Here is a 12746-nt window from a genome sequence, read left to right on the forward strand (position 1 = left end):
AGCGCCAAAGGCTGACCCCGTCCCTTGTAGGAGCGGGCCGGGCCGCGATCGGCTTGCTCGCGAATGCGATGTTTCGTCCGACAAATTTCCTAAACCTTTCGATCGGTTCGCGAGCAACCGGAGCGCCGGCCGGCTCGCCTCTACAGGTTTGGTGTGCCTCGACAGATCGCGCAAGGCTGGTTTGCCCACTCAAAACATCCCCACGGAGGGTCCATCCATGACCCAACCCCTTGCGCTCACCGCTGCGCAGAAGGCAGGCCCGAAGACCACCCTCGCCCTCATCGGCCTGGTGTTCGCGGTGCTCATTGCGATGCCCGTGCTGTCGCTGTTGCCTGCCGACAACCCACTGCATGTTTCCGCTTATACGCTGACGTTGGTCGGCAAGATTCTCTGCTACGCGATCATGGCATTGGCGCTCGATCTCGTCTGGGGTTACGCCGGGCTACTCTCATTGGGCCACGGGCTGTTCTTCGCGCTGGGCGGTTATGCCATGGGCATGTACCTGATGCGTCAGGCTTCGGGCGATGGCCTGCCTGCGTTCATGAGCTTTCTCGCCTGGAACGAAATGCCTTGGTACTGGTACGGGACGTCCAGCTTTTTCTGGTCGATGTGCTTGGTGGTACTCGTGCCAGGCCTACTCGCCTTCGTGTTCGGTTTCTTCGCGTTTCGCTCACGGATCAAGGGCGTGTATTTCTCGATCATGACCCAGGCACTGACGTTCGCCGGGATGCTGCTGTTCTTCCGTAACGAGACCGGCTTCGGTGGCAACAACGGTTTCACCGGGTTCACCACCATCCTCGGCTACGGCGTCGCCACACCCGGCACCCGCGCCTCGCTGTTTCTCGCCACTGTCGTGTTGCTTGGCGCAAGCCTGTATCTCGGCTGGCGACTGGCCCAAAGCAAGTTCGGGCGCATTCTTACGGCGGTCCGTGATGCAGAAAATCGCCTGATGTTCTGCGGCTACGATCCACGCGGTTTCAAGCTGTTCGTCTGGACGCTCTCGGCCATCCTCTGCGGTCTCGCCGGCGCGCTCTACGTGCCGCAGGTCGGCATCATCAACCCCAGTGAAATGGCCCCGACGCAATCCATCGAAGCGGCCGTCTGGGTGGCGCTTGGCGGGCGTGGCACCCTCATTGGCCCCCTGCTCGGCGCAGGCCTGGTGAACGGCATGAAGAGCTGGTTCACCGTGGCGTTTCCAGAGTACTGGCTGTTCTTCCTGGGCGCTCTGTTCATCGTCGTGACACTGTTCCTGCCCAAAGGCGTGTTCGGTCTGCTCAAACGTAAGGAGGACGCATGACGTCCACATCTACGCCTCAACTCATGCTCGAACCTGTCCTGGATGCTGGTCAAACCCGCGACAGTATCGGTCTAGGACATCGCGCCCAGAAGAGCCTGGACGTACGCCATGGCACCGTGCTCACGCTCGAGGACATCAACGTTAGTTTCGACGGATTCAAGGCACTGCGTGACCTGACGCTGTACATCGGGGTTGGTGAGCTGCGTTGCATCATCGGGCCGAACGGCGCGGGTAAGACCACGCTAATGGACGTCATCACGGGCAAGACACGGCCTGACAGTGGCGTCGCCTTCTTCGGCGAAACGCTGGACCTGACGAAGATGAGCGAAGTCGCTATCGCGCAATCCGGTATCGGTCGCAAGTTCCAGAAACCCACGGTGTTCGAAGCGCTTTCGGTATTCGAGAACCTGGAACTCGCGCAAAAGACGAACAAGTCAGTCTGGGCAAGCCTGCGGGCGAAACTGACCGGCGAGCAACGTGACCGGATCGACGAGATTCTTACTACCATTCGCCTCGATGCTTCCCGCGAGCGAGCGGCGGGCCTGCTTTCCCACGGTCAGAAGCAGTTCCTTGAAATCGGCATGCTGCTGATTCAGGAGCCACAACTATTGCTGCTCGATGAGCCAGTCGCGGGCATGACCGACGCGGAAACCGAGTTCACGGCCGAGTTGTTCAAGTCACTGGCAGGCAAACACTCACTGATGGTGGTGGAGCACGACATGGGCTTCGTCGGCAGCATCGCCGACCACGTCACTGTGCTGCACCAGGGCCATGTACTCGCCGAAGGATCGCTGGAACACGTGCAGGCCAACGAACGCGTGATCGAGGTGTACCTCGGTCGTTGATTTGAGCGAGCGGTGGATGGCTTCGGCCATCCACCCTACACGTGATGTGGCCGTAGGGTGGATAACGGCGCAGCCTTATCCACGCGGTCAATGCCACCCATAACCTATTCAAGGCAAGACAGGACATTCCCATGCTGCAGGTCCAGCAACTTCACCAGTACTACGGCGGCAGCCACATCCTGCGCGGGCTCTCGTTCGACGCGAAAATCGGCGAAGTCACGTGCCTCCTAGGTCGCAACGGTGTCGGTAAGACGACGCTGCTCAAATGCCTGATGGGCCTGATCCCGGCGAAGGAAGGCAAGGTCGAATGGGAAGGCAAGGCCATCACCGGCTACAAACCTCACCAACGCGTACAGGCGGGCATCGCCTACGTGCCCCAAGGTCGCGAAATATTCCCGCGCCTGACCGTCGAAGAGAACCTGCTGATGGGCCTGTCGCGCTTCCCGGCCGGACAGGCGAAAACGGTGCCAGCGTTCATCTACGAGCTCTTCCCTGTCCTGCTGGAAATGAAACACCGCCGGGGCGGTGATCTGTCCGGCGGGCAGCAACAGCAACTCGCCATCGGCCGCGCGCTAGCCAGCCAACCACGGCTCTTGATCCTCGACGAACCCACCGAGGGTATCCAGCCCTCGGTCATCAAAGAGATCGGCGTGGTCATCAAGAAACTCGCCGAGCGTGGCGACATGGCGATCCTGCTGGTCGAGCAGTTCTACGACTTCGCGGCTGAGCTGGCCGACCAGTACCTGGTGATGAGCCGCGGCGAAATCATCCAGCAGGGTCGCGGGGAAACGATGGAAGCGGATGGGGTGCGGGGGCTGGTGGCCATATGAGCCGTACGACCCTATAGCGACTCGATGAAGTCCAACAGCGCCTCTCGATCCTCGGGCGGCAGCGCCCGTACACGATCGCGCGCCGGCTGTGCTTCACCCTCATGCCAAAGGATCGCCTCGAGTGAGGTGGCAACTCTGGCAAGCGTTCGTATTGAGTAGCGGACCGGCACCACTGCGGTTCCGGGGCTCGCTACCCGCCGGTACCCAACCACCCCGGAAGAGCGCATTTCCCACGAAGAACTCCATCCGCCGCGAGGGCACGAGATTGGCACTCGGCATCGAAAGCGCGTTTTGTCATGCTGCGAAGTGGTCGTCGCGCCGCCCGGTTTGAGCTCGGCCGGCTCCAACTCGGCGACTCGGGGTGGTTTGTCACATCCAGCAAGCAGAAGGCATAGCGACGCGACCGACAGGCAACCAAATGCCGGCCATCGTTTATGGCTCATCGCGTACGCACCAGTGCAGGTAGCACGTCTGCCAATGCGTCGACATCCAGCGGCGAGCTGACCACCCCACGCTGCTGGCCATCGGGGCCGATCAGTGCCAGGTTGCCACTATGGCTGACGGTGTACCCTGGTTGAGACGTATCGCCCGGCACGAACGGCAATCTCAAGGCGTTGGCGGCGAGTGTCACCTGATCCAACGTTCCCGTCATGCCGGCAAATCCGGGGTTGAAGTACTCAACGTACTGCTGCAGCAGTTCAGGGGTATCCCGATGTGGATCGACGCCCACCATCACGACCCGTAAGCGCTGCTGAGCCTCCTCGGGCAGGCGTTCGTAAAGGGCACGTAACTCGGCCAGAGTGGTGGGACAAATATCCGGGCAGTACGTGTATCCGAATAGCATCAGCGTCCACTTACCAGAGAAGTAATCCCCCGAAAAAGGCTCGTGGGAAGCGGTTTCCAATGCTGCAGACGGCAGCGCCATCGGTTTGGGAAGCAGGACGATCCGCGCCGTCAACAATTGTGCGCTATCGGATGCGCGCGCCCCACCCAACATCCAATAGCCGAAGCCCATGCCTACCAAAGTGCACAACGCGACGGCCAGTACGACACTAGGTTTCAGTTTCATCAGCTATACCAACGCAAATACAGGTAAGCCCACGACGTCGATACAGCGTCAGCAGGATCAGCCAACGCAATCGTTTATCTCTGAGAGAACGACTCAGACGTATAACGACATCCAGGCTTCATTCGAAGGAACCATCGACAGCCATGAGCACGCTCACGCCTGTTCGGGTGGTTTTAGATTTCGAATACCTGGAATGGAGATGCACGAGGATTCGCCGGAGGCCAGCGGTCTCGCGACAATCGGAAGGCCAGTAGCGGAGGTAAGGGACGCTTGAGCTCAGCGCCAAGTAAACCCAACAAGCCGAAGAATGCGGCCAGTAGGATTGCGCCGAACACGCTGGCAATGGCACAGCCTGAACCGCCCATGGCGTTCGATACGTTGGAGCCCGAATCGCCAAGATCGGCATGCGCGCCGAAACCTGCTTCGAGGGTACAGAACGAGGCATCGAGGCCGCTCAACTGCATGCCCGCCATCTGACCATGGCTTATCGCGCAGACGAGTGCGCCGAACAGGATGCTCATGCAAAGCATCCAGGCAAGCAGCGATCGGTCGTCTCGGCTCAATTTCATGGCGGCGACTTTAGCATCAGTTCAATTGAGACCGTATCCGTCACATGTGGCACGTTGCCGCAGCAGAGGACTCGTCTCGTGTCCGCTCACCGGCGACGCACATTCTCTTTCTGTATCGCGCTTCCAGACCAGCGAGGCTCGCGATAGCGATTTGCCGTCAGGACGGTTAGGCACCGCCAGATACGCTGAAAACGCGCAGGCGACTGTCCTGACCAATTGGCGAGGTTCGAACGGCCTGCTAGAGTTCCGCGCCATGAAACCTTCGGACCAACGCCTGCTCGTCGCTTGGCTGCTCATGCTCTGCATAGCGGTCAACGTCTTTGCGTGCAGCGTTGGTCACGGGCAGGGCATGGGCTTGGCCCTCAGCGGTATTTTTGATGGTGGGTTCTGTACGCTCGGTTTGAAGGCTCCGAGTACCACAAGCGATGTGGCCGCCCCCGCCGCCGATTCGAACGCCCTGCTCTTCTTGAAATGCCCGTTCTGCGCATCCGTTCCACTGAGCACGGTAGCGCTGCTGGCATTGATGTGGATCGTTCGCACCCGAAACGCAATTCCCCGCGTTCGCTCGGACGGCCACCACGCTGTCCTCCCGCGAGATGAACGCCCGCCGCTCAACCCCCGAGCACCCTGACGCCATTTCTACGCCTCGCTAAAGCACAGGTCCCGAGCCGTGCGCCCGAGTGCGCGGCTACGTGACGAACGTTCTTCCTGCTTCAGGAATATGCGTATGGCTGTTCACTTTTCCCTTGAATTGCGAAGACCTCGCGGAATGCAAGTCCGCTTTAACGGCGACGGGCATTCGACATCAGTCGAGTGTCGCATCGCTGCTCGCACGACGGCTGAACCGTCCCACTGGGCGCCGGTTCCGTAATGAAGACCCGTCGTGTGCCCTTCGCTATTCAGCGCCCCACCGCTGCATGGCTGGCACTTTTTGCCATGGTGCTGCTGTATGCAGCACCGCTGATCTCGCGCGCACAGCACGCAACACACCACGTGCACGAAGCCGTGCATGCACACATGCATCATGGGGCCGATGCCGCTTCCGAGCATGCGCACATGCACATGCCGGATACAGGCGACACATCTTCCGGGCATGCACACGGGCTATGTGATGCCTGCGACTACTGCTCACTGCTGATCTTTTCGCCCGCGCTGGGCAATCCGTTCCCCTTCATGCCCCCTTCTGCGGGGGGCTTATCACCCACCATCGTTGCGTCCCCTGACGCACTACACGACATCCCGCTCCTTTCCTCACAAGCCCGAGCCCCGCCAATCCACCTCGTCCACTGAACCTCCGCGCTGTCGAGCGCCGCGCTTTATTCTTTTGACGAGGAACCTAATCGATGTCTCTGCCACACCAAAAACACACGCACTCCATACACCACACGCTTACCTTGAATGCGCCGGGCTTACGCTGGCGCCAGGCTTTCACCCTGTTCGTACTCGCCAGCGCCTGTGGCAACGCATTCGCACGAACGAGCACCGCACCAGACGACACACTAGCGCCCACCGTCATCACGGCGGTGCAGCAAAGCTCACCACTGACGCTGGTCACCAACCCCAGGGATGCCAGGCAGCCCGTGCCGGCCTCCGATGCCACGGATTACCTTAAGACCATTCCCGGCTTTTCCGCCATTCGTGCCGGCGGAACCAACGGTGATCCGGTGCTGCGCGGGATGTTCGGCTCGCGGCTGAACGTCTTGGTCAACGGCGGACAAATGATTGGTGCTTGTCCGGCACGGATGGATGCACCCAGCTCGTACATTTCGCCCGAGACATTCGACCGGCTGACAGTGGTCAAGGGCCCACAGACCGTCATCTGGGGACCTGGCGCCTCAGCGGGGACCGTACGATTCGATCGCGAACCCGAGCAATTCGATGAGCCTGGCACGCGCCTTGAAGGCAGCGTACTCGCCGGCTCGCATGGACGCGTCGACAAGGTCATCGATGGCGCCGTCGGCAATTCGACGGGCTATATCCGCATGACCGGCAACCAATCCCGCGCGGACGACTACGACAACGGTGATGGCGATACCGTCCCGTCGAAATGGGAAAAGTGGAACGGGGATGTCGCCGTCGGCTGGACACCGGATGCCGATACGCTGGTCGAGCTCACCGCTGGCAAGGGCGATGGCGAATCTCGCTACGGTGGACGCAGCATGGACGGCTCACAGTTCAAGCGCGAAAGCCTGGGTTTGCGTTTTGAGAAACGCAACATCGGCTCGGTACTCGATAGCCTGGAAGGTCAGGTTTACTACAACTACGCCGACCATGTGATGGACAACTTCCGTCTTCGCACACCTGACCCCACCAGCATGATGCCCATGCCCATGCCGATGGCCGCGCAGGTCGATCGTCGTACGCTCGGTGGCCGGCTGGCCGCCACCTTCAAATGGTCCGAGGTCGATCTCGTCGCCGGTGTCGATGCACAACGTAGCGAACACCGCGATCGCAGTTCCGCGTACGACATGATGAGTCAGACCTACACCGACGCTGACGCTTTCGCCTGGAACAAAGATGCGGTGATGCACAACTATGGCGCCTTCAGTGAGCTAACGTGGTATGCCGCTGAACGCAATCGCGTCGTCGCGGGCGCACGCATCGACCATGCTCAAGCCAAAGACTTTCGGAGCACGAGCGGCATGATGGGGATGGCCAACCCCACTAGCGGAAAGACGCGCCAGGACAACTTACCCAGCGGCTTCGCGCGCGTTGAACACGATCTCGAATCCCTTCCGGCGACGGCCTATGCCGGTATCGGTCATGTGCAACGCTTCCCTGACTATTGGGAGCTGTATTCCCCAGGTAGTGGCCCAACGGGCAGCGTCAATGCGTTCGATGCGGTCAAGCCGGAGAAGACGACGCAGCTCGACGTCGGCATCCAATACAAAGGCGATCGGTTCGACGCCTGGGCGTCGGGTTATGTCGGCCAAGTGCGGGACTACATCCTGTTCAGCTACTCGCCCGGCATGATGGGCGACAGCTCCCAAGCGGAAAACATCGATGCCCGCATCATGGGTGGCGAGCTGGGCGCGGCCTATCGCTTGACGGACCATTGGAAAACCGACTCGACGCTGGCCTATGCCTGGGGCAAGAACAGCTCGGACGGCGAGGCGCTGCCGCAGATGCCGCCGTTGGAAGCGCGACTGGGGCTGACGTATCAACGTTCGGACTGGAGTGCCGGCGCCCTGTGGCGTGTCGTCTCACAGCAGAACCGCGTCGCCGAAGGCAAAGGCAATGTGGTGGGCCAGGACTTCGGCAAGAGCAGCGGCTTTGGGGTGTTCTCCCTCAATGGCGCGTACCGCATCAACGCGCATTTCAAAGTGAGCGCAGGTGTCGACAACCTGTTCGACAGGAACTACACCGAGCACCTCAACCTCGCGGGTGACGCCGGCTTTGGCTACCCCGGTGACCGGGCGATCGACGAGCCCGGGCGCACCCTTTGGACCAAGTTGGACGTGAAGTTCTAAACGCGCACTGGCGCTATTTGGCTGCGAGGACTTTTCAGCCGTTTATCCTTATGGTCGTTTCCCGTGGGGAAACGACCATAAGGCTGGACAGACGCGTAGCCAGGTCATTGGGCGGGCATAGCGCACATGCTATGCCCCCGAGCGAAATAGGCGTAGCGTACGTGGCGATGGTTCCGGCCCGCCGGATGAAAAGGGAACGGGGTGAGGTTCACTTAGTGAGCCGATGCCCCGGCTGCCCCCGCAACTGTAAGCGCTGGATGCCACACGAATACCACTGATCGCCGTATTGGGAAGGTGTGTGGCGTATTGACGCGCAAGCCAGGAGACCTGCCATCGCAACGGCATCAAGCCAGTCCTCTTTACATTCGAACGCGCGGTGGGCGCGTGAAGGAGTCAACATGCACATTGAACCCGGCGTCGTCGACGGCGCCAAGCTCGTCCTCAGCTATGCAACAGCCGTAGGGGCATTCGGACTGGCTGCACACATGGCCAGGGACAGCATCCGCAACAACGGTGGAATTGGGCCGCTTGCCTTGCGAAGCTTGATGACCACGGTGCTGGTCTTCTGTTTTTTTGAGGTATTGCCGCACCATCCGGTCGGCGTTTCTGAAGTCCACCTGATCCTCGGCTCTACCCTTCTATTGCTGTTCGGCGCCGGAGCGTCGGCCATCGGCTTGGCCATGGGGTTGCTCCTACAGGGGGTTTTCTTCGCCCCCTTCGATCTGCCGCAATACGGCATGAATGTCACTACCCTGCTGGTACCGCTCTGGGCGATCAGCTTGCTGGCCAAACGCATCCTTCCCGAAGGCACCGCCTACGTAGATACGCGCTACACCCAAGCGCTTGCACTCTCGACCGCTTACCAGGGCGGCATCGTGGCCTGGGTCGCGTTCTGGGCACTTTACGGACACGGTTTCACCACCGAAAACCTCGTGTCGATAGGTTCCTTTGGCGTGGCTTACATGAGCGTCATTCTGGTCGAGCCTTTGATTGATCTGGGCGTACTCGCGGCCGCGAAAGCGATGGCACGTTTCAGCCAGGGCCCGCTGTTCAACCGCAGGTTGCACCAGCCGGCCTAACGTACTCCATTGAAATAAGGGGGTTGTCATCCAGCCCCCTTCGTCCTTCTAGAACCGCCGTAGAAACTGCTGGATCCGCTCTCCACTCGTATCGCTGAAGAATTCCTCGGTACCGCAATTCTTCACAACGCTTCCGTTCTCCATGAATACGATGCGGTCTGCCGCCTCTTGAGCGAACCGCAGCTCATGCGTCACCACCAGCATGGTCATACCGGAGCGCGCCAGCTCCCGCATGACCGTCAGCACTTCGTCTCGAAGCTCCGGATCGAGCGCCGACGTGGGTTCGTCGAAGAAAATGACTTCGGGCTCCATCGCCAGGCCTCGGGCAATCGCGACGCGCTGTTTCTGTCCGCCGGAGAGTTTGGCCGGATAGGCATCGGCCTTATCGGCGAGCCCCACCTGTGCAAGTAGTCGAGTACCCCGCTCCACCGCCGCTTCACGCGAAACCTTCTTTACGCTAACCAAACCTTCGATGACGTTTTGAAGCGCTGTCATGTGCGGGAAAAGATTGAAGGACTGAAACACCATCGCGGTCTTCTGCCTAAGCCGGGCAATCTGAGCCCGTGCGGCGCGGTCGAAACGCCCGTTCTTGGGAATCACAACCTCGTGGCCACAGATTTCGAGCGTGCCAGCATCCGGCTTTTCCAGCAGATTCAGCGAACGCAGTAGCGTTGTCTTCCCAGAGCCGGACGGCCCAAGGATGACCACCACTTCGCCGGCATTCACTTCAAGACTCACGTCTTTAAGAACCTTGAGCGCTCCGAAGGATTTGCTCAACGAGGCGACCCGTACCTTTGTTTCGCTCATCGTGTATGCCTCGTCAAACGGCCTTCAAGCCAGGTCTGCAGGATGGTCAGGAACTGATTGATGACCCAGTAGATCGCGCCAACCATCAAGAACATCTCCATGTAACGGAAGGTCGTTGCCCCCACCTGCTCAGCGACTCGTGTGAGCTCCATGACCGTAATAGTCGACGCCAGCGAGGTGTCTTTGATCAGGGCGATCAACCGACTTCCCATGGGTGGCAATGCAATGCGCAACGCTTGCGGCATGATGATGCGGCGCAAGCACGTCCAGTACCCCATGCTCATCGATTCCGCCGCTTCCCATTGGCCGGGGTCCACCGAGTTGATACCTGACCGGAAGATCTCGCTAAGGTACGCGGCGGAAAACAGCGTAAGTGCGATCAATGCCGATGGAATCGGTGAAAGTACGATCCCATAATGGGGCAGACCGAAGTAAATCAACAGGATCTGCACCAACAGTGGCGTTCCCCGGAAGATCGAAACGTACGAAAAGGCGATCACCTTGAACACACGCACGGAGGAATTACGAAGCAGCGCGATCAACATGCCGAGCATGCTGCCAAGGACGAATGCCCCCAGGCCGAGGCCCAGGGTCATTACGATGGCCTTTTCCAGCAGCGGCAATGCGCGTAGGAACAGCTCCCACATCACTCAGTCCTCAGCCGCTTCGGCCAGGGCCGCACGGATGTCTTGGGTCATGTGGTAGTCAGGCAAAATCCACCGCTTGGCGTAAGCGTCGACGGTTCCATCCGCCACCATTTCGTCGACGGCCTTGCTGACCGCCTCGCGCAGGCTGTCCTTGCCTTTGGCAAGCGCAGGTGCCGACAGCTGATAAGTCAAAGGCTTGCCGATCGGCTTGATAGGCAGCCCGTTGACCTTACGGTGCTTATCGCCACCGAAGAACGATGACAACACGGTATCGACGCGACCAATCGCCAAGTCATTGAACACCAACCCGCCGTTCTCGTAGGTCCTGACCTCGGACTGAGTCATGTGCTTGCGTGCCCACGACTCATTACTGGTGCCAGCCGTCACACCCACTGAGCGGCCTTCCATGTCGTCGATGCTCTTGATATCGGTGTTGTCATCGCGAACGAAGAGATAGAACTCTTCCGCGCCATAAGGTGACGCGAAGTCCACCTGCTTCAGGCGCTCAGTGGTTGGCGTCAGATCGTTCATGACCAAATCGTATTTGTCCGCTTTCAGCCCCTCTACGAAGTTCTTGAAGCTGTCAGCAACGAACACCACCTTCTTGACGCCGATCCGACGGGCCACTTCCTTGGCGATCTCAACGTCATAGCCAGCGGGCTGATTGTCGTCTCCCAAATAGCTCCACGGTGGGCTGGTTTGGGTGTTCGCGATTCGAACCTCGCCCTTGTCCAGAAGCGCTTGCAGTGAATCTTCCGCCACGGCTTGAGCGGTGGTTGCCACGCAAGCCGCCAGTGCCAGCGCGAACCGAATGCCGATCTTATTCATTGACTTCATCCTCATAGCGATACGTGGCCACGGGTGCGGCCACAGGATTGGGCAGTCGAGCAATATCAGGAGAGATGCAGCAGAGTCTGTCGCCCTGTCTGCTAAGGGTTCATCGAATCGCGCGCTCGTAGGCGTCCAACGCACGCCGCAGGTCGTCGATCAAAAGCGTCTCGTCTTCCAGGCCGATCGAGATTCGAACGACCGGCTGGTCGGTGGGCGAAAACTGGCGTGAAGCCTGCTGTGAGGCTGGATAGTAGGCAATGAGGCTGTGCGTCCCGCCCCAACTGGCACCAATCGGAAAATGCTCCAGCGCGTTGAAGAAGGCGCCGAATTTCGATTCGTCAGACGGCGCCTCGAGCACGATGGAGAACAGGCATCCGTTACCCGTAAAGTCCCGTTTCCACAGTGCGTGCCCGGGATCGCTCTCCAACGCGGGGAAAAGAACTCGCTTCACCATCGGCTGCTGCTCAAGCCAACGTGCGATCGAAAGCGCTTTGCGCGCTTGCTCGCGAAGACGTAGTTCAAACGTTTCGAGCCCTCTCATGACGAGGAAGCAATCATCCGGGCTGGTCGCTTGGCCGAAGATACTTTGAGTCTCACGCAACACTGCGTAGCGCTCTGCATCATTGAGGCTGACACACCCCATGAGCAGGTCAGAGTGCCCACCGAAGAACTTCGTAGCGGCCTGAATAACGAAATCGACCCCGTGATCCAACGGTTTGAAGAACAGTGGGCTCGCCCACGTGTTATCGATCATCGTCAGAACACCGTTCTTCTTGGCGCCCGCAACGATGGCACCGACATCCTGCATTTCCATCGTGACGGTACCCGGAGCTTCCATGCAGATCATTCGGGTATTCGGGCGGATCAGCGCTTCGATGCCCCCATCGATAGTGGGCGCGTAAAGCTCTACGTCCACGCCAAAATTGGCCAGCCACTGCCGACCGAACGTTTTCAGCGAGCCGTAGCAGGACTCGGAAATCAACAAGTGATCGCCTGCCCGAACGAACGCCATGACGGTCGTTATCAACGCCGACGCGCCTGATGGCATGACTACGCAGTGCTTGCCATTCTCCAGCGCGGCGATACGCCGTTCGAGTGACCGCGCAGTCGGTGTGCCTGTGATGCCATAGCTGTAGCCGTCCGGTTGGCGTGATTTGCGTCCTACGAAGTCTTCGAAGCTGTCGAAAACGATCGTTGACCCACGCCATACCGTCGGGGCCAGGCTGGCGAAAGGGTTATTGGCATCGTCGGTGTAACTCATGGTCGGGCTCGTTATGCGTTTCAGGTGAAGCGATTGTTGAG

The 12746-nt window shown here is 59.7% G+C and carries 13 protein-coding genes and 1 riboswitch; of the genes, 7 read left to right on the forward strand and 6 right to left on the reverse strand.

Annotated elements, in window-relative coordinates; translation table 11 throughout:
• Positions 1-217: 217 nt before the first annotated feature.
• The 3 genes from urtC (at position 218) to urtE (ending at position 2972) form a co-directional block, all read left to right on the forward strand.
• The gene (gene urtC, locus IEY47_RS05710; RefSeq protein WP_188982186.1) at positions 218-1297 is read left to right on the forward strand and encodes an urea ABC transporter permease subunit UrtC; all 1080 of its coding nucleotides are present in this window, start codon (positions 218-220) and stop codon (positions 1295-1297) included.
• On the forward strand, positions 1294-2142 hold the full coding sequence (urtD, locus tag IEY47_RS05715; protein ID WP_188982187.1) for an urea ABC transporter ATP-binding protein UrtD: 849 nt from the start codon (positions 1294-1296) through the stop codon (positions 2140-2142). Before urtC ends, urtD begins: the two co-directional genes overlap by 4 nt.
• A gap of 131 nt (positions 2143-2273) precedes the next feature.
• Positions 2274-2972, forward strand: coding sequence for an urea ABC transporter ATP-binding subunit UrtE (urtE, locus tag IEY47_RS05720; protein WP_188982188.1), 699 nt, complete (start codon positions 2274-2276; stop codon positions 2970-2972).
• Between the two features lie 439 nt (positions 2973-3411).
• On the opposite strand, the gene IEY47_RS05730 is transcribed toward urtE, so the two are convergent.
• Together IEY47_RS05730 and IEY47_RS05735 are read right to left on the reverse strand one after the other, a co-directional pair.
• Positions 3412-4041, reverse strand: coding sequence for an SCO family protein (locus tag IEY47_RS05730; RefSeq protein ID WP_229779235.1), 630 nt, complete (start codon positions 4039-4041; stop codon positions 3412-3414).
• 173 nt (positions 4042-4214) lie between these two features.
• The gene (locus tag IEY47_RS05735; protein WP_188982190.1) at positions 4215-4610 is read right to left on the reverse strand and encodes a DUF2946 domain-containing protein; all 396 of its coding nucleotides are present in this window, start codon (positions 4608-4610) and stop codon (positions 4215-4217) included.
• A gap of 253 nt (positions 4611-4863) precedes the next feature.
• Here IEY47_RS05735 and IEY47_RS05740 point away from each other — a divergent pair, with 253 nt between their 5' ends.
• The 4 genes from IEY47_RS05740 (at position 4864) to IEY47_RS05755 (ending at position 9159) form a co-directional block, all read left to right on the forward strand.
• Positions 4864-5241 (forward strand): DUF2946 domain-containing protein, encoded by a 378-nt coding sequence (locus IEY47_RS05740; protein ID WP_188982191.1) that lies wholly within the window; start codon positions 4864-4866, stop codon positions 5239-5241.
• Positions 5242-5480: 239 nt separating this feature from the next.
• A complete protein-coding gene (locus IEY47_RS05745) occupies positions 5481-5900 on the forward strand; it encodes a DUF2946 domain-containing protein (protein WP_188982192.1) in 420 nt (139 codons plus the stop codon).
• A gap of 53 nt (positions 5901-5953) precedes the next feature.
• Positions 5954-8080 (forward strand): TonB-dependent copper receptor, encoded by a 2127-nt coding sequence (locus IEY47_RS05750; RefSeq protein WP_188982193.1) that lies wholly within the window; start codon positions 5954-5956, stop codon positions 8078-8080.
• Between the two features lie 151 nt (positions 8081-8231).
• Positions 8232-8429: riboswitch (cobalamin riboswitch) on the forward strand.
• Positions 8430-8478: 49 nt separating this feature from the next.
• Positions 8479-9159 carry an energy-coupling factor ABC transporter permease gene (locus tag IEY47_RS05755; RefSeq protein WP_188982194.1) on the forward strand — a complete coding sequence of 227 codons (681 nt, stop codon included), beginning with the start codon at positions 8479-8481 and terminating at the stop codon, positions 9157-9159.
• A gap of 48 nt (positions 9160-9207) precedes the next feature.
• Here IEY47_RS05755 and IEY47_RS05760 read toward each other — a convergent pair whose 3' ends face one another.
• The 4 genes from IEY47_RS05760 to metC all read right to left on the reverse strand — a co-directional run bounded on the left by IEY47_RS05760 (position 9208) and on the right by metC (position 12705).
• Positions 9208-9966, reverse strand: coding sequence for an amino acid ABC transporter ATP-binding protein (locus tag IEY47_RS05760; RefSeq protein ID WP_188982195.1), 759 nt, complete (start codon positions 9964-9966; stop codon positions 9208-9210).
• A complete protein-coding gene (locus tag IEY47_RS05765; protein ID WP_188982196.1) occupies positions 9963-10613 on the reverse strand; it encodes an amino acid ABC transporter permease in 651 nt (216 codons plus the stop codon). The genes IEY47_RS05760 and IEY47_RS05765 overlap by 4 nt, the downstream gene beginning before the upstream one ends.
• A 3-nt stretch (positions 10614-10616) precedes the next feature.
• Positions 10617-11441, reverse strand: coding sequence for a transporter substrate-binding domain-containing protein (locus IEY47_RS05770; RefSeq protein ID WP_229779237.1), 825 nt, complete (start codon positions 11439-11441; stop codon positions 10617-10619).
• 109 nt (positions 11442-11550) lie between these two features.
• Positions 11551-12705, reverse strand: coding sequence for a cystathionine beta-lyase (metC, locus tag IEY47_RS05775; protein WP_188982198.1), 1155 nt, complete (start codon positions 12703-12705; stop codon positions 11551-11553).
• Positions 12706-12746: the final 41 nt, after the last annotated feature.

Source organism: Pseudomonas matsuisoli (genome assembly GCF_014647635.1).
Taxonomy (GTDB): domain Bacteria; phylum Pseudomonadota; class Gammaproteobacteria; order Pseudomonadales; family Pseudomonadaceae; genus Pseudomonas_P; species Pseudomonas_P matsuisoli.